Here is a 19,103-nt window from a genome sequence, read left to right on the forward strand (position 1 = left end):
AAATCCAAGCAAAACATCACGGTATAGGCAATTTTCAGGGACAGTGATTTCGGTTTGAATGGATGAAAAATCATGACTGCTCCCTTTAATGTGAATAAAACGCCATGGCTTGTTTGGTGATTTGCTGTATGGTTTGTCGCAAAAATTTTCTTAACCCCTCACTAGATCACTGTTGTCATGCCCCGATTGCAGCTGTTTTAACCTGTGTTCATTTCTCCCCCATAAGCCATTTTGTTGCTCCAGCGAGCATACCTGTTCCGCCAAATACGATGACATGGTTCATGAATGCTCCTATATTTACAAGATCCCCCATTCCCGCAATTATCTCATTGACATTTTCAACTTAATTAGATCCATCTTCACCTTACGTATTCTCAGCTCCAATTGCCTCGTACGGACGTCTAAACATTCCATACAAAAAAGGCCTTATCAACGATAAGACCTTTTCTTAGACCATTGTCGCACGTTATTTTTCAAACCACTTATGTTTCAATGCACGAATCGCTGCTTGTGTTCGATCTTGCACTTCCATTTTTCCGAGGATACTCGTAATATGCGTTTTCACGGTTTTTTCGGTAATATGAAGTTCAGCAGCCATTTCCTTATTGCTCTGCCCGTAAGTGATGTGTTTCAAAATATCACGTTCTCTCAAAGTTAAAGCATGAAAACTGTCATCGTGTTCTTCTGTTTTCACATGAGTCATTAACTGGTTCGACACTTGCGGATGGAGGCTCGTTTTCCCGTCCATAACAGCAATCATTGCTTCTTCCAAAAGATTTGGATCTACATCTTTGAGTTGATACCCACAGGCACCTGCACGTATCGCGGGTAATACATGATCCCTGTCTGAAGAACTGGTAAGAATAATGACATGGACGTCAGGGTGTTCCGTTTTGATACGTTTTGTTGCTTCGATGCCATCCATATTCGGCATGATCACATCCATTAACACGATTTCCGGCTGCAGTTTCTCCACTTGCTGCAACGCTTCTTTTCCATCCCGGGCTTCACCAATAATTTCGATATCAAGCCGCGTTTGTAGAAAGAAGCGCAGACCTTTTAATACAACGAGATGATCATCAACGAGCAATACTTTCAAAGGACATCACCTACCTTTTTTATGGATGGGAACACGGACAGTAATAGTCGTGCCCTTTCCGTTTTCGCTATTCATGTGAAAAGAACCTTGAAGTTCTTCAGTTCGTTCTTTCATGCTCCTAATCCCAAGGGATTGCTGTGTCTCAGCTGCGCCCCCATTGCCTTGATCAACAACGTGCATCATGAAATGATGAGGATCCGATTCCATGATGATGGTAGCTTTTGAGGTCCCTGCATGTTTTTGAATATTATTCAACGCTTCTTGCCCAATCCGCCATAATGCTTCTTTGCATGATTGGTTCAGGTTTACAGCATCAGGAGCTTCGATGAATAGATCTACGCCAATTTTTTGCGCATATTCGGTGAGTGAAGGAATAAGCCCTTGCTCAAGATGATCGGGACGCAGCTGCCAGATCAAGCTGCGCATATCCGTCAGCGCTTCTTTCGATAACTGTTGAATTTCCTGGACAGCTTCCGTAATCGTTTGCTCATTCTCATCAATGAGCCCTTGTAGTCCTCGTGATGTTAGGGAAAGGGCAAACAATTTTTGATTAACCGAGTCATGTAAATCCCGGGCAAGTCGATTTCTTTCTTTGTCAACGAGCAACGCTTCCCATTCTTCGTGCAGGCGAATGCGTTCGATGCCCATGGAAACCTGGTTGGCGAGCCCTTCCAGCATCCCCATTTCCAAATGGTAACATGATGAAGTGCTTCGGCTAAGCAGTAACACACCGAACGTTTCCTCCGGCCTTTCGGGCATAAACAGAGGAAAAGCGGTGGAATAAAGGGGCTCATGGCCTTTTAAAGATGAAAAATGCAGCGATTGTTCATGATCTTGCATTATTCGTTGTTGAACATAGGCTCTTCGAACGAGATCCGGTTGAGAAAGGTTGATTTCTTGTTCAGCATCAAAAACTTCTTTTGGTCCGTGAGGATCTGAACGGGATTGGACGGATAATCTTCCTCGTTCCATCGTAATGATTGCGGTGTGCGTCCAAGAAGGCAAATGATCGTGCAACTCCTGCATGATCCCGTGAAATAATTCAGAACGGTTAAGAATGTTGCCAAATTGGCGGTTAATTTTTTCAACATTGGCATAAGCATCGACAAGATAACGCGTAGTGGCGTGGACTTCTTCTTCTGTATGCTGCAAATGTAACCGCGTTCTTTCCACTGCTGAACCTATTTGATAAGCAACAGTTTCTAATAGAACGAGCTCATCTTCATGAAAACGACGGCGTCCAGGTGAAGCTAAGTTCAGTAAGCCTAATTTTTTTCCACGTATTGTTAATGGGATACTGGCGTGATGGGTCAGCCCCCTTGTTTCACCCATGTCGTAGTCGACGGCTAGTTCAAGACGGGCACATTTCACATGATTAACAGCCTGATTCATATACCCTTTCCAATAAAGTTGCAAGCAGTCACAATCTGTGTAGCCTTCATAACAATACATGAGTTCTTCCCGGTTGTTTTCTAACGCAGGGGGAAGTTGATGAGAAGAAACCAGTTCATAAGATTTTTCATCTTCCGTTAAAAACATCCATCCGGTTTCCAATGCCATTAAGTCGAGCAAGCGCTCCAATGATAATTGCAACATTTCTTGAAGGTTGGTACTTTTATTCAACGTTTCTGCAATTTCACGTTGGATTTGCAAGGCTTCCCGATATTTTGACGGATGGTTTGGCATCGTTTTTTGTCCCCCTCACGGTTATAAAACGATCGTGCTTTTTAATATTCATCTTGACTGGTCTTTAGATTTCTGTTAAGAAAATGAGAAAATCTCAAGTGCTTTTGAAGTTCTGCGAAACACAACAACAAAATGCTCTTACAATGTTGTGACTGCATCAAGTGGAAACGCTTTGACCGACGATGGGCCGTTTTATAGACAAGTGACGATCGTTGTAGCCGTTAACTACAGGCAAGGTGTCCGGGGTGATCGAGGTCTAGAGAAATCTGGAAGAAAACCTGACAAATTCATGTCAGGGGAAGGGTACACCTTAGGTTAAGAGTGACCTAAAATTTTCCTTGGGATACTCTTGTATTACTCGCCTTCATCGTTCTTGATTTACAACATATGTTTTATCGGACCGTTAGAACGTCACATCTTGCCTCTCTGACAATTGCGTTGGCTACACTTCCAACAATAACATTCTCCATTCTATTCTCTCGTGTAGCTCCTATAATAATCAGGTCAATGTCATATTCTGGCGTCAAGTGTCGGGTGATCCGCGCCTGTGGGGATCCAGCATTTAAAATCGTATTAACGTGAGAGACGCCTTTAGCTTTGGCCTTTTGCTGATAATTTTCGAGAACCTCATATGCATCATTTTGTATTTTTTCCGATTTTTGGTCTGGACGATCCTGAATCGTGTTTGCTTTTATATTCAAAACAGTAGCAATATGCAGTGTAGCGTCCTGATTCTTCGCATAAGCACACGCTTTTTGAAAAGGCTTTTCCCAATTCGGACCATGAACATCAATCCCGACCAGGATATTTTGATATAAGCGCATCGTTTCCCCTCCTACACATAAGATTATAAATATAGTATACATGATGACTGATTAAAAAGAAATTTTCAATCTTTTTATAATGACGAGAGGACACCTCGAATACGTGAAGCAAATTCATCTTTGCGATTTAACCGACGTTCGCTGATGCTATACCATTATAGTCGCTTTTTTTGAGCAAAAAAGTAAAACACCCCACCAACCATCCAGAATGGCTCCCAAAAAACTAATCTCCAAAAGAAATTTAGAAATCCGTACAATTAAACAAAAAGACTCCCGCTATTTTCGACACGTAATAAAACATCCTGGTTATTAAAGGCTTTCTCCATTTAACAAGAGGCATCACCAATAATATTACGCCAAACAATTTTATAAAACCGGTAAGCCATGTCATAATAATGAACGATGGATCAGAATTTACGGACATCTTATAGACAGCTAATAAACCAATAGTTACTTCTCAAAAAACCCCCCTTTCCAATGATAAACAAAAATCCACGACCTTTTTTTCCTCTATTCCTAAATCTCATTGATCTGCATTCTCTACATAAAACACCAGCGATTTCAATATTTGAACGTATGAATCAAAATCATTCCTTGGATCTCTGTAGTCTCTATGGATTTCTAATTGCATCGCTTCCGTATTATATTGATTCCACGTATGGTTCGTAATCGTTCCTTCGCCACTTGCAGAGAAGGTATCATTTTCATGAACTTCATGAATATCCTGATTGTTGAAACTATATTTTAAAAGTTCCACATTCTCAGCGCTTACGGTTTCTCCGTTAATCGTTCCAATATCTAAATCAAAATCTCTGCTTGCGTCGCTCCCATGAATATCAACAACCAAATCTATCTCCTTTTCCTCGATGATATCTCCTATTTTCTCTTTATATTCCCCACCAATAACGTGATTATGGTCCTCTCCTTCATAAACATTGTAAATCACATGAACATCACTATACTTTTGTAGTAACAGAGCGATTGAACCCGTGTATATCTCTGCATCCCTCACCTTTCCATCACGTTCATGTGTGGTTGTATGCGGAGCTGATACTAAAACGTTTCCCGAACCCTTTTCAAAAGCCACTTGATCTTCTGCATCCGTATCGCCAGCATAATCATTTTGAGAGAATTTTTCCTCATAATCAAAAACCTTATCTTCCAGCATTCCTTCATCATATGACGAATGTACTTCTTCTTTTCCGTCTGTTACTTCATCAATGTCTAATGATACTGACTCATCTGCATCCATATTATCGCTTAAATCTTTAGATTCTCCATTCCCAAAATCAGTAATCATAACCATCACAGCAATAAGGCAAGCAGATATAAGAGCCATAACAATCATCATATTTCGAGACAATGCATCCCCTCCTCTTACCATTCTTATCATATTCACATGAGAAAATTTTACCTTTTATGTATCCGTTCATTCAAGCCAAAATACCAAAATTTTCGTAGACTTCCGCCATACACCCCTTCCGTGTGGGCAGGCATAGCAACAGATTCAACCAACGCGCCATCTTCGGACAAAATGATGATGTATCAAACAAGCGTGTTCACCAATTTTGGAATATCTCTCCTCGGCTTGCGGAGGTTCTTCCAGCCATCCATTATCGACCATGACCTGTCCGCTGTCTTTAGCGAAGGTAAATATGTCCGCTCCCGTTTTCAGCAAAGGGAAAAAGCAAGAAAAAACCTGACAAAAGAGCACGATGAAGCAAAATTAAAAGCCGCCTGTTTGCAATGGAAACAATGCGGCTTTCTACGTTTGAAACACTACTTGACATTCCTTAGTTTTCCGGTCAGGCCTTCCCAAAAAATCCACCTATCATAAAAAACATCGCCATCTATAGATTCGCCTTCAAACGTTTCAAAATCCGTTCATAGTCCCTTCGTCGACGCCGGGAGAAAACATTTCCGTTTTTTCCTCTAAATCAGGGATTGGCGCCCCTTCGGGCATTCCATCAATCACTCTTAAAGGTTCCCCCGTTTCCGGATTGTCCCCCTTCCAAATTTGGTTAATATTCCTGTAGTCAGATTCATCCCAAGTATAAAGAACATTAAAGAGTCCTTGATCCATATATTTTCTGGCGTGGTCAAACGCATAATTATCCGGACGCGGAACCGGTAGCATTTTTCCAACATCTACCCCGGTGGCCACTTCGATCGCTTTTGCATACGCAATAATATGCGTCCCGCCCCTAACAAGCAGGTAGCCGCATAATTCCCTGGCCGTGGGGTTTGTTGTCATTTCATAAACGCGCATCTTGTGATGTCGCGCGCCGATTTCCAGAAAATAATTGTGAAGCAAGTCTTCAACTAAGGCTCCACTGCCATGGACATAACCACCCTCCCATGGTTTTCCCATGCCATCAGCCGGCAGTGCGGTTTGGGCCGTTGTCGTAAAATGATAGGAATAACGGGCATCTTTTCCGATTTGCAACGGAGCCGTATCTGGGTCCCCGGGTTGTGTCGTGCCATAAGACATGAGATTGATCGTGTTGGCAACGAGTTCCACATGACCGAATTCCTCTGCCGTAATACTCGCGATGAGATTATAAAAAGGAAGAAACTTCTTTTTGCCTCGAAAATTAAAGGATTGAAACATGTAATTGTTCAGCGTCGACATTTCACCAAACTCCCCGCCCAGGAGATCCTGAACCGCGGCAGCACCGTTAATGTCCCGTGTTCAGGCACGGGGAGGTCAATTGCAAGTTTGTTCACACGCTTCATCATGATTCGATTCCCCCGATCAAAATTGATCCTTTTCATGTCTATGTTATTCTATTTATGATCCTTATCCTCTTCTGCCTGAAAAAACCAGATGATCTGCTGTACTCTGACGAAAAATTCACGGTCCCCCATATCCACCATAATATGATCAGGGTACACAGATTTTAGCCTCCCTCGCAAAGTTCCACGTACCGTCTGCACCCCGACCATCTCATTTTCAAGATCCATCAAACTATGGTACACATAAGGATCACTAAGCGTCCATTCCATATTACTCACCCTTATCCACTCCCCTAGATTTTGTCATTGTAGCCTATGCAGAAAAATAAAGAATAAGACTTCCACCAAGAAACCCACAGTTCATAAACAGGAAAGTGTTCCAAAATACATAAATTTAAAAAGAATGGTCACAACCCCAGCTAATGAGGTTGTGACAGAAGAAATTTTTACTTATTGACCCATTGGTCACAGCCTTTATAAATGGAGTAGCCTGGACCGTTACGCTTCGCCGGAGGGAGCTTCATCATTGGAACTTTCCATAGCATCTATTGATCCTTCTCCTTGAATGTTAGCCTCAAGGCCTAAATCTTCTGCCCCTCGCGTAATTGTTCCTTCAATTCATCTGGCTCTAACTCAGGATTTTTTTCTAACAATTGAGCACAAACCCCTGCACAAATCGGAGTAGCCATGGACGTCCCTGACATCGCGATATAGGTGTCGTCCAATTGGTCATCCTTGGACATTTGATCAAGGAATGCATCAGGAGCACGAAGAGAAACAATATCTACCCCTGGGGCGAGCATATCAGGTTTCGTGTGGCCATCAATGGTTGGACCACGGCTCGAGAATTCCGCCACATCATCATCGGAGCGATCAGGCGTACCTTGTTCATCCAAAGCCCCTACAGTAATGATTTTTTGGCTGATCCCTGGTGAAGCAATGGTCTCTTCACTTGGCCCTTCATTCCCTGCAGCGGCACATACAACCATTCCCGCGTCCCAAGCTTGATTGACTGCTTGCACGAGCGGATCGTCATCTTCAGGATCCATGGCCGGGCTCCCTAACGATAAAGATAAAATTTGAATGTCGTATGCCTCTTGGTTTTCCATGCACCAATCAACGCCAGCTATTATATTGGATAAGGAACCGGCCCCCCTCATGTCCAGCACCTTCACCCCTACAATATTTGCATTCGGTGCAGGTCCGGCATATTCGCCATCTGATTGCTGCCCGTTCCCGGCCACATCGCCGGCACAATGGGTCCCGTGGCCATTATCATCATAAGGTTCTTCTTGGTCATCAATAAAATCCTTAAATGCGATAATTCGCTCTTCAGGTTCCATGAGATCCGGGCTTGGATGGACACCGGTATCAAGAACAGCAACCGTCACCCCTTCACCTGTGGCGTCTTCTTCTTGGAGCTCAATGGCTCGAGTAGTTTCGGTGGCCGTGTCTAGTAAAACACTAAATTCGCGATCGAGATAAATTTTTTTGACATCTCCGCAGTTTGCACAAAGATCTTCAAGGGCTGTAGCTGTTAGATTTCCGCCTTGTAACGAAAAACGCGGCAACGATTGGTTCATTTTACAATGTGCATAGTTGTTTACGATGCTTTTCAAATGGTTAACACCATTGTTGAAGCAGGAAGTCCCCGGTTGAAATTGAACCATAACAGGGAAAATTCCGGAGGATAATGCATGGGATTGAGGCTTTCCCGCTCCGACTAGTTCCTGCCTTAAATAGCTATCGATCAAAGACAAACGCGCGACATTCCTAGTAGAATAACTGAACATATATTTTTCCTCCTTTTGCCAGTTTCAATCGCACGTTATGCTTGGTCATTCACTGTTGGAGCGGTATTTGTTTACATCCTCGGATAAATAGGTTTAAAAAAAGTTGTCTGACTAAAAAACGATCGACATATGAGCATCCCGCTCCCTCTAGTGCAGAATGGCTTCATAATCCGTTCATAATGATGATTTAACGGTCTATTCTAGAAACGTCAAAGCGAAACGCCTTGGTGAGCCAATCGAGGTGAGTAAAGAATTCAAGCACCCTACACTAGCCCCGCGCGGTACAAGTGATGTTTTACAGCTAAAGAAATTTATAATTTTTCTAATTTTAATGTTTTAACCGGAGGGAAAATGGGAATATATTCCATAACTCAATTTACGAGGGAGGCGTTAATAATGAAAAAAGCCCGGCTCATTCCATTTAAACGTGAAAAAGTTGTGACTACGTCATCCGAAGTTCCGAAAGGGATTGAAATGGTAGAGGCTCCGATGTTGTGGGAAGCTGAAGAAAAAGGGGCAGGACAGGTCATAGCGGTCATTGACACGGGTTGTCAGATGGATCACCCTGATTTGCAAGAAAGAATTATTGGGGGAAGAAACTTTACGACCGATTACCATGGAGATGAAGCTAATTATTCGGATAATAACGGACATGGGACACATGTAGCCGGGACGGTGGCTGCTTCAAAGACCGGAAATGGCGTTTTAGGTGTTGCGCCTCAAGCAGATCTGTTTATTTTAAAAGCTTTAAGCGGGGATGGCAGCGGGCAGATGGAATGGATCATTGAAGCTGTTCGTTACGCGGTCGATTGGAGAGGGCCAAATGAAGAAAGCATTCGTGTCATAACGATGTCGCTCGGAAGCCCTGAAGATATTGAACAACTTCATGACGTCATACAATATGCGGTTGAGCAGGAGGTTTCTGTTGTGTGCGCAGCAGGAAATGAAGGGGATGGCGAGGAGAGCACAGATGAGTTTGCATACCCCGCTGCTTATAACGAAACGATTTCCGTAGGAGCCGTAAACTTTGATTTGGAAACCACTACATTTACGAATACGAATGATGAGGTTGACCTCGTTGCCCCTGGTGTAAACATTTTATCTACGTATAACAATGGCGAGTATGCCGAATTAACAGGAACCTCCATGTCTACACCCCATGTCGCGGGAGGGATTGCTATGCTGATCAACATAGCTGAACGGGATTTTGAACGTTCCCTTTCAGAAGCTGAAATCTATGCGCAGTTAATTCGGCGGACAACCCCCATTGGTCATTCGAATCAAGCGGAAGGCAATGGCTTTTTAACCCTTGGGTTGGTAGAAAGAAGCACGGAATGGTTGCTTGAGCAAAACGAGGAATCTCCTCTTAGGCGTTAGCAAATAGTCAGCACACATGGCAGAGAATATGTAGAGGCAGGGTGTCCATTTTCAACCCCCCGCTTTTTTAACTCCGTACCACTTTGGCAGTTGGCAGTGATACGGAGTTATTTTTGGGATGTAGGCCCCCATGTTCGTTAACGTTTTTTGCCGTTCTAAAGAATAGAAAGACTGATTATCGAAAGGAATGATCATGAGTGCAAGACATTTTCTCCAAAAACATTTCCCTAAAGGTGTAAATCGGGGAAGAAATGAGGGGACATCCAGCTTTTTTCGGAACAAAAGAACCACTAGTTACCCCTGGCTATGGTTCATCAGAGATAGCGTCAAAGAAATCGAGGTTAGGTCAACTCAAACAGGACATCCGACTGTGGACGTCATTGAGGACTATCTCAATGAATGCAGACCATTTCTGACGGAGAACCAAATCAACGACTTATCCAACCATCTAATGAATGTATTTCGATTGGATGAAAAGCCTTATTTTTAAAATTATCAAACAGGGCTGTCTCAAAAGGGTAGCCCTGTTTGTACATAATATCCACTAGTTCGGTGATGACCTGCTTCACAAGGAAGCATCGGCACGTTGATTATGGCACGAGCAATCCATATCCGGGAGGCAGGACAGAAGGGGAAAAACCGGGTCGCCGTTGATTCATCTGTATTATCGTCTGTGGAGAGGCCCCGAGAGATTGACTAATACTAAATAAAGAATCTCCGGTACTGACCGCGAACACATTGACCGGAACTTCGATCAGCTGGAAGGGTTGCAAGGCTTCCAACTGGGGATTGGCATTGATAAGGTTTTGGGCCGGGATTGAAAAATCTTGAGCAATTCCATACAAGCTATCGCCGGGCTGCACGACATACAACACGCGGCTTTGTGCATAGATTGAATCCGGTACCGGCGCGATCAACCATTGTCCCGGATAAATGCCTTCCGGTTCTAGAAATGGCGGAAAAATTCCGTTGATTTGCGACAGACCCGGCACATTGCTTCCCAAACGGTTCGCGATTGTGAAAAGCGTATCGTTTGGCTGAACCGTATAAACGATATATGTTCCTCTGACGATCGGCATGTTTAACGTCCCCCTAAATAAAAATCTTTTACCACCATAAGCAATGTGGGCTTGTTTCGTGCTTGTATATTTTTTATATGTTTTTAGGACCTATAACGAGAAGATGATATGACAGGCGCGTTGATTTACCTTAAAATACCTTCACATAGGTGGCCTATATGTTCGGTCACGTATCAATCCAAGGCATCTTGTGCAAATGTTATCTATCGGAAGTTTCTAATGATAGAAATACCTTTCGGTATGAAACGGAAACCAATGCTTAGTATCAGATGAGTTCTCAGGAACAAGGCCTGCGGACTCAAAGTGTCGTTCAGAAGACTCATAATAATAGCTGAACACCAAATTTGTCCACAAATAACAAAACACGGTATGTTTAACATCCTTTTCATCTTTAATAGGGCTTCACTTCACGAAACGTTATATTTGTGTAAGCTATTTTATCGGATAAATTTGGATAATCAACGCGCCTGATGATATGATACAAAAAGGAACGAATACTAACGAGGGGCTTGGGGGATATATAGTGCGAGTGAAACATTTTATCATAAAGAAGCGCCGCTTGGACCTTGGGCTTTTTTTGTGAAAAAAAATGTCTACAAACCCATGGCAAATGTTTAAACTTGATAGCGTCCGGGAGATAGAAAAACGCGTTCACCAATGCCCGCAAAAAGTCAAAATGGAGTTGTATAGCATAGCCATTACGATTTACATGAAGGAGTGCCGCCGTTTTTTATCGAAAAACGATCCCGATCAATTAGAGAATTTTTTGTCAAATCAATACAAGCTGGATTAGAAAAACCTCAACGGCAATAAACCGATGAGGACTTTTAAAAAAGAACGGGTATGATAATTAAGGATACGGCGCCAAGTCCGATCGCGATCCAAGCTAATGCTTTCTGGGGCGTTGCCAAGGCGATCAAACCGAGAACGACAGCAACAATCCCCCAAAAAATCGGCGCCGCGAAAAAGCCAATTACAGCAGCTATAATCCCTATCCAGCCAAGCCATTGGCCCGTGGTTTCGTTCATGGAAAAGCCCTCCTTTTATGCTTAAGTATGAGAGTCAAACACACGCCCTATTCCTCAAATTAAAATGGTGTCCCTGCCTTCATGCAGCGACACCTTCTTTTTACACTTTCCGCTGATCAGTTTTCACGTTGTTCCCCTTCACCAACATTCCGCCGCCGTTATCCAGATATTGTTCAATACCCTCGGCAGCTCGGTATGCGAGTGCCCCGACGGTGCCTGTCGGGTTATAATTTCCAAAATGAGGAAATGCAGAGGCGCCAACCACGAACAAGTTTTCAGCGTCCCACATTTGCAAATAATTATTGACCGCTGAGCTTTCCGGGTCATCGCCCATAATTGCACCACCCGCGTAATGGCCCCCTGAATAATGATTATCAAAGTCTTCGGGGATTTCTTCCCGGTCAACGATGTCTGCTCCCATTTCTTCGGCGACTTCCTCGCAAATATCAAGACCGAAAGCCATAAGGTTTTTATCTTGATCGGTATACTCGTTCGTTACACGCAAAAGCGGGTCTCCATACACATCCGTATAGGTAGGATCAAGATCCAGGTAATTAAAGGACCACGGGAGCGTACCCACCTGGAATTGGATGCGCAAGTACCGATTGAAATAAAATAACGATTTTTCTTTGAACTCACGCCCCCAATTAGGCGTTCCTTCGGGGACTTGATTGCTTTCAATCGGCCGCTCCCCGTACTGTCTGATTTCAACTTCGCCGCCATGGAGAAAATCGCGATCCGTGTGGTCAATATTATCACCGGCGTAATCATCGAACGTTGCGCCCAAGGCTCCGGCTCCCATGTAAAGATTAAACTTTTCATTGTCAAAAAAAGCATTCGCGGCTAACTTGTCGAGAAAATGGCCGGTGAAATTTTTTCCGATCACCCCTTCTTGATTCTCAGGATCATAAGGGGTTCCAATATCAGACATTAACAAAAGCCGTGTGTTCGTAAATGTAAAACCTGCAAGCACGACTACATCTGCCGGTTGTTCATATTCTTGTCCCGAGGTAGTGTCCACATAAACAACACCCGTAGCTTGTTCTCCATCATAATTGACCCGACGAACATGAGATTTTGCCCTCATTTCAAAATTACCGGTCTCCTCCGCCGTCGCCAAAACAGTTACGATCGGGTCGCCTTTTGCCCCATAATCACAACCATACGCATTGCAAAAAGCACAATATTGGCATTGGGCAATCGTTTGTCCATCCGGATTTTCATAGTTCTCGGTAATGTTGGCCGAAGGCAGCATGTAGGGATGATAGCCAAGATTCTCCGCTGCATCTTTAAACAAACGAATATTAGGGGTCTCAACCATGGGTGGATTAGGATAATCATCTGATCGAGGCGGACCTACCGGGTTGGGCTCCCCTGAGATCCCCGCGGTTTTTTCATAACGGTCATAATAAGGTTCCAATTCGTCGTAGGTAATCCCCCAATCCTGTAGTGTCATGTCTTCCGGAATTTTATCCTCCCCGTATTGTTCAACGGTTTGGCTGTAAATTTCAAAATCATAAGGCAAAAACCGAAAGGTAACACCGGACCAGTGAACACTCCCGCCTCCTTCGTCATTGCCAACCATCATGTCATCTTGTGTTCTGACGGGCAAGGCAGTAATGTCCCTTCGGTGTCGGGAAGTAATCGTTTCTTTTGATAAATCCTGCATCATCTCATATCGAGTAGAGAAACGCAGTTCATCTTTCACATGCATATAATCTTCAATTGCTTTTTCCTCGCCGCGTTCCAAACAAACGACTTCATGGCCGGCTTTGGCGAGTTCTGCACTGACAATGCCGCCTGCCCAGCCGCTGCCGACGACAAGCACTTCTACCGGGTCTAATTCTGTTGGCATAGTATCACTCCTTAGTTGAGAACCTCATTTATTTTGGTAGCGTTTCACAATAAAAGGATTTTATGTATGATTTTTCTTTTTTGAGCATTACGCTTGCTTTTTTTATAACTCAATGGTATTCTACTTAATGTCAAGATATTTATATTAAAGATATATAGGGGGAACCGTCGTGTTAAAAATAGGAATTATTAGCGGAAGTGTGCGTCAAGGTCGAAACGGGGAAGCTGTTACTGATTGGATCTACGATTTTGCCAAAGATCGCGATGATGATGTCGAATATGAAATTGTGGATCTTCTTGATTACGACCTTCCCATGTTGGGCGCAGCGATTCCGGAAGCAGGTCAGGAAGAAGCAAACGCTGCAATGAAAGCCTGGTCGGAAAAAATGGCTTCTTTTGATGGCTTCATTTTTGTTGTACCGGAATACAATCACGCGGTCGGCGGTGCATTAAAAAATGCATTGGACTATCTTAACCCGGAACTTAACAATAAAGCTGCCGGGATGGTCGGTTACGGCGGTTTAGGCGGCGTACGCGCACACGAAAATCTGCGCCTCATTCTAGGCGAGCTGCAAGTTGCTGATGTACGTGCAACTGTTAACTTTTCCATCATGACCGACTTTGAAAACTTTAGTGAGTTCAAACCGGCCGAGTACCACGCAGACAACGCGAACCAAATGCTTGATCAAGTGCAAGCTTGGAGCCGTGCATTAAAATCGATTCGTCAGGAAGTAACGGTATAAATAAACAGCCGTCCGATGTCATACACGCGTCAAGAACGCATCAAATAGATATAAAAAAATTCGTCCGTTTTACGAAAACGGGCGTTTTTTATGTAGGTGTTTAGGGTTTAGATCCGCCAAAGCGAGCAAATTCCCGGCCATCCCCCTCATTTTTCCATTCATCTTCATGTTCTATTTCGCATGGGAAAGGATGCGTACGGGCACAATTATTTTATGGGCATTATTTTGCAAGGAAGGAGGCTGAATAAAATGAATAAAAAAGTGCTGTACGTCTTTTTATCATCTATATTTGCATTCAGTATTTTAGGCGCATGCAATGGCGGAGCGCCTGAAGACGACGGGATGAATGGAGATACGGAGGAAGACATGGGCGGCGATGATTTGGATGAAGATGTCGAAGACGAAGGGATGGATGAAGGACCGGATCCTGATGAAGACCCCGAAGATGCAGGGGATGACCAAAATAATGAAGAAGAAATATACAGCAATTAACATAAAGCATTTAAAGCCTGTGAATATAAACACTCACAGGCTTTTTCCCGTACTTTCGTTCGCACGCCTTAATGGTGATCCCTTAGACTTAAAGGATCCATCTCCACGAATTCTTCACTTTCAATCACGTCAATGTACGCAGGCTGGGCGCCCGGGTATTCTTTCATGCGCCAACCGTCCATGTTTTTATTTCCTCCATAGAGGGGATCCGAGTAAACCCCTTCAATTGTCGCTTGCCTGAGCAGGGAAAAAAACATCGCCGAGGATACGCCATCCATGTCCACTTCATCACTGTCAAAAGCGCTGAGAATCTCGTTTTGTTGTTCTTCTTCCAGATCATCAAAATTTTCTTCGAATTGTTCATCACTGATTTCATTGATGCGACGAACACCTTGCGTGAAAATCTCGCTTCTTGTCATGGCAGATTGATACCCTTGTTCCGAATCTCCCTCTTGAAAGGGTCCGCGCATGTATTCTTTTGCATTAAGACCCCACCGACCAGCTAATTGTTTATCAATAAAATATGGAGCACCTAAAGCAATCGCTCCCGGTCCATTATCATCTTCGGGGAAAATTCTCTCGGTCGCCGCGCTTAACACGTTAAAATCCGCGTCGCGGCTGAAAAACATTCGCGCTTCATCAAAATCATTCGTTTCTTCCCCTTCCTCTGTTGCCCCGCCGGTATCCGTTTGCGTTTGCCACTGATTTCCGAGGATACCGCCAAGCAGCCCACCGCCGACAATACCGCCGGTGACGAGACCGGTATTTTTGATAAATGTACGACGACTGATCCCTGAATCTCCGCCGGCGTTGTTGCCGGTATTATTGTTATCAGCCATATGTTCACTCCTCTGCTTTAAAGGTTTTATAAGTAGATTGATTTGTAGTATGTGTGGTTTTGTTAAAATCATACATCACAACCAAAATTTTTTGAAAAGATACATGAAATCAAAGATGCAGGTAAAACTGAAGGTATCTGAGAAAAAGGAGGGCGTTACTCATGGGCAAAAAAGGCTTGTACGGCGCTTTATCCAGCATGTTAACCGTCGCATTAATCGCCGCGTGCAATGGGGGTGGCGGTGTAGATGACAGCGATATGAACGACGATATGCAAAACAATGAAGGCGACGAACCGCAAGACATGGAGGATATCAATATGGAAAACGACCGGCATGGCGGCGCCGGAGTGTCTGAACAGTCCCCAGAAGATGTCATTAATAAAAAAGTGAAACAAAATCGAGATAATGGGGCTTAGCACTCATTCGGGGTTCTTCCTGAGACCAGATCGTTGGCAGTGCCCCATCAGTCTGGTTTTGGCCCTCTTTTTTGAGCGGGCGTCTCCTTCTTTTAAATGCGCACCGAAGATTGTCCCGCTTTTTCCTCTTACGCATCATTCCGTTCTAAACATAATATTCCATCCCTTGCTCAGCAACTCCCCGCTGCTAAATATTCCGACTCTCCTTTTCCGTTGAGTTTAAATGGAAAGTTTCGAGGGGATAGTTTTAGTGAAAGGGAAGATGCGTTTATGTCTTGGACAGAGTTGCTGATTCTTAGTATTTTAATTTTAAATATCTTTCTTGGCTTTATTATCATTTTTCGAGAACGTAAAAGTGCGCAAGCTACGTGGGCGTGGCTGATGGTTCTCCTTTTTTTGCCTGTAATTGGGTTGATTTTTTATTTTATCTTTGGAAGAGAACTGAGGAACAACCCTTGGAATGAAAATGCCCTGTTCAAAACGAATGCGCTGCTTCATCATCAGCGGGAGGCCTTTGCAGAGCAGACGCTGACTCAAGATACGCCGGGTTTTGAGGGGGTGGAAAGCTTAATTTATATGCATCTTACCCACAGCTATGCCCCACTGACGTATGCTCAATCGGTTGATTTGTTAACCGATGGCAAAGAGAAATTCGGAGCTTTATTTGCAGATCTCCGTTCAGCGCGTGAGTACATTCATCTACAATATTTCTCCATTGATCCTGATGATTTGGGCGGAAGCTTCATCCGGTTGTTGACTGAAAAAGCGGAACAAGGCGTAGAGGTGATGCTGATTGCCGATGGTCTCGGTTCTTATAAGCTAACAAACCGCTATTTAAACGAATACCTCAAGGCCGGCGGCAGAGTGAGGAGATTCTTCCCTCCGAGATCCATGTTCTCGTACGGGAGCCTCAATCACCGTAACCATCGTAAACTCGGGGTTATTGATGGGGACATCGCCTACATGGGTGGATTTAATATTGGCGATAAGTACACAAGTGACAATAATAAATTAGGGTATTGGCGTGATTCTCACCTGCGTATTACGGGAAGTGCGGTTCATCATCTCCATGACCAATTCATTTCCGATTGGAACAAAGGGAGAAAATTTACTTCTTCTGATCTTCACGACTATCTAGTGCCGGCCTCTTCCTCTTTAAGGAGAGGTGTCCCTATGCAAATTGTGGCAAGCGGGCCGGGGCTCGAACAAAATCAAGTGAAGAATGGATTTGTCCGAATGATCCAAAAAGCCAAGCACTATATTTATATACAAACGCCTTATTTCATTCCCGACCTCGGCCTTTTCGACAACTTGCGTGTTGCCATCTTAAGTGGCATTGATGTCAGAATTATGATTCCGAATAAACCCGATCACCCATTTATTTATTGGGCAACGTACTTTTATATTGGTGAACTTATTAAAACCGGTGCCACCGTATATATTTATGACCGTGGGTTTCTGCACTCAAAAACGATGGTTGTCGATGATCAAGTAAGCACCCTCGGAACCACAAATATGGATGAGAGAAGCGTCAGCCTGAACTTCGAGGTCAACACATTTATGTATGATGAAGCGATGGCTTTACGCATGAAAAAAACATTCCAGCATGATCTTAACCATTGCCACGAACTCACGCTTGATATGTACGAGCAACGCTCTAACTGGATTCGTATGAAAGAAAACTTCTCCCAGTTGCTGTCTCCGTTATTATAGGCTTTACCTGGAGCTCAGATATTTTTACGTTTACCATTTTATTCATGACGGAAATAGAAGAACAAAGTCGAAAGGGAGGGATTCGATGAAAGGGGCAGAGGAGTATTTCTCGGAAACCTATGAAACGTCACGGGCTAATTTCCGGAACCGTTTGAAAGAAGTGCAAAAAATTTGGCCGAGTGCCCGCTTGGAAACCGATTCAATCGGCTCACGTGATGATGACAACACGACTGATATTCTGGCAGCAGACGCCCACTATCATCCCCAAACACTGATCGTAATCACTACAGCTGTGCACGGCGCAGAAGGGTATGCGGGAGCCGCCTTGCTTGATTTTTTTATCGACCACTATACGACACAACTCAATCCCAATACAGTTGGCCTGCGCCTGGTTCACGCCGTTAATCCATGGGGGATGCGGCATAGGCGGCGTGTGAGCGAAAACAATGTTGACCTTAATCGTAATTTCATCAAAGATTGGTCACGAATTTCAAATGATCTCAACAACAAATTCGAAGCGGAACGAAAACGATTCGTTCCAAGTGGTTCTATCACAGATTTGAAGAAAGAAAGACGAAAATTTTATAGAAAAGTCCCACTGCGTATTTTTTCCCAAGGAATGGCAGGTTTGGAGGAAGCAGCAACAATGGGGCAGTATAACCATCCGACGGGGATCTTTTATGGAGGAGAAACGTATGAAGAACCGGTAGATAAATTTTTATCAAGAATGGAGCAGTGGACCCGCGGCTACCAAAAAGTTATCCACATTGACATTCATACTGGTCTCGGTCCTGCAAATGACCTTTGGATACAAGTGCCGGACGCTGATCCGCGCAAGGAAAAAGAACTGCATAAAAGCTTAAAAGACAGCGAAATCAACGATGTACAGAAAACAGACATCCGCCGGATAAAAGGGGAAGATGCGGAATACATCAAAGATGTTTTTTCCAAAAACAGTTCTTCTCCATATATTTTCTCCTGTCTCCTGGAATTCGGCACGATCGGCAACCGTAAGGTTGATCAAATCAAGGCGTTGGCCACTGTCGTTCAAGAAAACCAGTGGTATTGGTATGGGGCCAAAAAAGGAAAAGACAGCGCCCGGATCAAAGAAGATTTCCGCGAAATGTTTGACCCTATCAACAGGGGATGGCGACAAGCCGTAATAAAAAAAGGCCGCCGTGCCATTGATCTTATTCTCGAGAAAGAAGGCGGCATTTCACTTGTAAAGTAGGCGCTGAAGGTTATTAACGGACAGAAATCCCCTGCCAGCATAAACATTATCGAGAGTTTCTAATGATAAATTACCATGGCATGAAAAGTAAAAACCCATGCTCAGTACCAGATTAGTCCTCAGAATCATGTTTTGCGGACTGATTGCGTTGCTCGGGGTCAATATTAGTCCGCAAGTGCAACAAAACACGATC

18 protein-coding genes and 1 pseudogene are annotated in these 19,103 nt (G+C 43.8%); 8 read left to right on the forward strand and 11 right to left on the reverse strand.

Annotated features, from left to right (window positions below; translation table 11 throughout):
- Positions 1 to 466 precede the first annotated feature (466 nt).
- From EPH95_RS05600 to EPH95_RS05615, 4 genes are all read right to left on the reverse strand, one after another.
- Positions 467 to 1,099 (reverse strand): response regulator, encoded by a 633-nt coding sequence (locus EPH95_RS05600; RefSeq protein WP_142088043.1) that lies wholly within the window; start codon positions 1,097 to 1,099, stop codon positions 467 to 469.
- Between the two features lie 6 nt (positions 1,100 to 1,105).
- Positions 1,106 to 2,785, reverse strand: a complete 1,680-nt coding sequence (locus EPH95_RS05605) for a GAF domain-containing sensor histidine kinase (protein WP_142088046.1) — start codon at positions 2,783 to 2,785, stop codon at positions 1,106 to 1,108.
- A 392-nt stretch (positions 2,786 to 3,177) separates the two neighbouring features.
- The gene (locus tag EPH95_RS05610; protein ID WP_160141632.1) at positions 3,178 to 3,609 is read right to left on the reverse strand and encodes a universal stress protein; all 432 of its coding nucleotides are present in this window, start codon (positions 3,607 to 3,609) and stop codon (positions 3,178 to 3,180) included.
- A 523-nt stretch (positions 3,610 to 4,132) separates the two neighbouring features.
- On the reverse strand, positions 4,133 to 5,002 hold the full coding sequence (locus EPH95_RS05615; protein ID WP_227004061.1) for a hypothetical protein: 870 nt from the start codon (positions 5,000 to 5,002) through the stop codon (positions 4,133 to 4,135).
- A 141-nt stretch (positions 5,003 to 5,143) separates the two neighbouring features.
- Between EPH95_RS05615 and EPH95_RS18685 the strand changes: the two genes are divergently transcribed.
- Positions 5,144 to 5,446 (forward strand): hypothetical protein, encoded by a 303-nt coding sequence (locus tag EPH95_RS18685; protein WP_160141634.1) that lies wholly within the window; start codon positions 5,144 to 5,146, stop codon positions 5,444 to 5,446.
- Between the two features lie 13 nt (positions 5,447 to 5,459).
- Here the strand turns inward: EPH95_RS18685 and EPH95_RS05620 are convergent.
- The 3 genes and pseudogenes from EPH95_RS05620 to EPH95_RS05630 form a co-directional block, all read right to left on the reverse strand.
- Positions 5,460 to 6,348 (reverse strand): annotated as a pseudogene (locus EPH95_RS05620) (manganese catalase family protein).
- A gap of 48 nt (positions 6,349 to 6,396) precedes the next feature.
- Positions 6,397 to 6,615 carry a YuzF family protein gene (locus EPH95_RS05625; protein WP_142091503.1) on the reverse strand — a complete coding sequence of 73 codons (219 nt, stop codon included), beginning with the start codon at positions 6,613 to 6,615 and terminating at the stop codon, positions 6,397 to 6,399.
- A 311-nt stretch (positions 6,616 to 6,926) separates the two neighbouring features.
- Positions 6,927 to 8,138: a S8 family peptidase gene (locus tag EPH95_RS05630; RefSeq protein ID WP_142088054.1), complete on the reverse strand. Its 1,212-nt coding sequence runs from the start codon at positions 8,136 to 8,138 to the stop codon at positions 6,927 to 6,929.
- A gap of 396 nt (positions 8,139 to 8,534) precedes the next feature.
- On the opposite strand from EPH95_RS05630, the gene EPH95_RS05635 reads away from it, so the two are divergent.
- Entirely contained in the window at positions 8,535 to 9,515 is a 981-nt protein-coding gene (locus EPH95_RS05635; RefSeq protein ID WP_142088057.1) for a S8 family peptidase, read from the forward strand.
- Between the two features lie 590 nt (positions 9,516 to 10,105).
- On the opposite strand, the gene EPH95_RS05640 is transcribed toward EPH95_RS05635, so the two are convergent.
- A complete protein-coding gene (locus EPH95_RS05640; protein ID WP_142088059.1) occupies positions 10,106 to 10,594 on the reverse strand; it encodes a LysM peptidoglycan-binding domain-containing protein in 489 nt (162 codons plus the stop codon).
- A gap of 589 nt (positions 10,595 to 11,183) precedes the next feature.
- On the opposite strand from EPH95_RS05640, the gene EPH95_RS18690 reads away from it, so the two are divergent.
- Complete coding sequence (locus EPH95_RS18690) at positions 11,184 to 11,387, forward strand: hypothetical protein (RefSeq protein ID WP_227004062.1); 204 nt, start codon at positions 11,184 to 11,186, stop codon at positions 11,385 to 11,387.
- Positions 11,388 to 11,421: 34 nt separating this feature from the next.
- Here the strand turns inward: EPH95_RS18690 and EPH95_RS05645 are convergent, their stop codons facing one another.
- Both EPH95_RS05645 and EPH95_RS05650 read right to left on the reverse strand, forming a co-directional pair.
- Positions 11,422 to 11,622, reverse strand: a complete 201-nt coding sequence (locus EPH95_RS05645) for a C4-dicarboxylate ABC transporter (protein ID WP_142088062.1) — start codon at positions 11,620 to 11,622, stop codon at positions 11,422 to 11,424.
- Positions 11,623 to 11,722: 100 nt separating this feature from the next.
- Positions 11,723 to 13,477, reverse strand: a complete 1,755-nt coding sequence (locus tag EPH95_RS05650) for a GMC family oxidoreductase (protein WP_142088064.1) — start codon at positions 13,475 to 13,477, stop codon at positions 11,723 to 11,725.
- A 169-nt stretch (positions 13,478 to 13,646) separates the two neighbouring features.
- On the opposite strand from EPH95_RS05650, the gene EPH95_RS05655 reads away from it, so the two are divergent.
- On the forward strand, positions 13,647 to 14,219 hold the full coding sequence (locus EPH95_RS05655; RefSeq protein ID WP_142088066.1) for an NADPH-dependent FMN reductase: 573 nt from the start codon (positions 13,647 to 13,649) through the stop codon (positions 14,217 to 14,219).
- Positions 14,220 to 14,468: 249 nt separating this feature from the next.
- Positions 14,469 to 14,711, forward strand: a complete 243-nt coding sequence (locus tag EPH95_RS18695; protein ID WP_160141636.1) for a DNA primase — start codon at positions 14,469 to 14,471, stop codon at positions 14,709 to 14,711.
- Positions 14,712 to 14,779: 68 nt separating this feature from the next.
- On the opposite strand, the gene EPH95_RS05665 is transcribed toward EPH95_RS18695, so the two are convergent.
- Positions 14,780 to 15,550, reverse strand: a complete 771-nt coding sequence (locus EPH95_RS05665) for a gluconate 2-dehydrogenase subunit 3 family protein (protein WP_142088071.1) — start codon at positions 15,548 to 15,550, stop codon at positions 14,780 to 14,782.
- A 161-nt stretch (positions 15,551 to 15,711) separates the two neighbouring features.
- Here EPH95_RS05665 and EPH95_RS05670 point away from each other — a divergent pair, with 161 nt between their 5' ends.
- From EPH95_RS05670 to EPH95_RS05680, 3 genes are all read left to right on the forward strand, one after another.
- The gene (locus EPH95_RS05670) at positions 15,712 to 15,966 is read left to right on the forward strand and encodes a hypothetical protein (RefSeq protein WP_142088073.1); all 255 of its coding nucleotides are present in this window, start codon (positions 15,712 to 15,714) and stop codon (positions 15,964 to 15,966) included.
- A 270-nt stretch (positions 15,967 to 16,236) separates the two neighbouring features.
- Positions 16,237 to 17,679 (forward strand): cardiolipin synthase, encoded by a 1,443-nt coding sequence (gene cls / locus EPH95_RS05675; RefSeq protein ID WP_160141637.1) that lies wholly within the window; start codon positions 16,237 to 16,239, stop codon positions 17,677 to 17,679.
- A gap of 85 nt (positions 17,680 to 17,764) precedes the next feature.
- Complete coding sequence (locus EPH95_RS05680) at positions 17,765 to 18,910, forward strand: M14 family metallopeptidase (protein WP_142088078.1); 1,146 nt, start codon at positions 17,765 to 17,767, stop codon at positions 18,908 to 18,910.
- Positions 18,911 to 19,103: the final 193 nt, after the last annotated feature.

Source organism: Salicibibacter halophilus (assembly GCF_006740705.1).
Lineage (GTDB): Bacteria > Bacillota > Bacilli > Bacillales > Marinococcaceae > Salicibibacter > Salicibibacter halophilus.

Coding starts and splice junctions, on each gene's coding strand:
- EPH95_RS05605 (WP_142088046.1), bottom strand. CDS start 2,785: ATGCCAAACCATCCGTCAAAATATCGGGAAGCCTTGCAAATCCAACGT.
- EPH95_RS05610 (WP_160141632.1), bottom strand. CDS start 3,609: ATGCGCTTATATCAAAATATCCTGGTCGGGATTGATGTTCATGGTCCG.
- EPH95_RS05615 (WP_227004061.1), bottom strand. CDS start 5,002: ATGATAAGAATGGTAAGAGGAGGGGATGCATTGTCTCGAAATATGATG.
- EPH95_RS18685 (WP_160141634.1), top strand. CDS start 5,144: ATGATGATGTATCAAACAAGCGTGTTCACCAATTTTGGAATATCTCTC.
- EPH95_RS05625 (WP_142091503.1), bottom strand. CDS start 6,615: ATGGAATGGACGCTTAGTGATCCTTATGTGTACCATAGTTTGATGGAT.
- EPH95_RS05630 (WP_142088054.1), bottom strand. CDS start 8,138: ATGTTCAGTTATTCTACTAGGAATGTCGCGCGTTTGTCTTTGATCGAT.
- EPH95_RS05635 (WP_142088057.1), top strand. CDS start 8,535: ATGAAAAAAGCCCGGCTCATTCCATTTAAACGTGAAAAAGTTGTGACT.
- EPH95_RS05640 (WP_142088059.1), bottom strand. CDS start 10,594: ATGCCGATCGTCAGAGGAACATATATCGTTTATACGGTTCAGCCAAAC.
- EPH95_RS18690 (WP_227004062.1), top strand. CDS start 11,184: ATGTCTACAAACCCATGGCAAATGTTTAAACTTGATAGCGTCCGGGAG.
- EPH95_RS05645 (WP_142088062.1), bottom strand. CDS start 11,622: ATGAACGAAACCACGGGCCAATGGCTTGGCTGGATAGGGATTATAGCT.
- EPH95_RS05650 (WP_142088064.1), bottom strand. CDS start 13,477: ATGCCAACAGAATTAGACCCGGTAGAAGTGCTTGTCGTCGGCAGCGGC.
- EPH95_RS18695 (WP_160141636.1), top strand. CDS start 14,469: ATGAATAAAAAAGTGCTGTACGTCTTTTTATCATCTATATTTGCATTC.
- EPH95_RS05665 (WP_142088071.1), bottom strand. CDS start 15,550: ATGGCTGATAACAATAATACCGGCAACAACGCCGGCGGAGATTCAGGG.
- EPH95_RS05670 (WP_142088073.1), top strand. CDS start 15,712: ATGGGCAAAAAAGGCTTGTACGGCGCTTTATCCAGCATGTTAACCGTC.
- cls (WP_160141637.1), top strand. CDS start 16,237: ATGTCTTGGACAGAGTTGCTGATTCTTAGTATTTTAATTTTAAATATC.
- EPH95_RS05680 (WP_142088078.1), top strand. CDS start 17,765: ATGAAAGGGGCAGAGGAGTATTTCTCGGAAACCTATGAAACGTCACGG.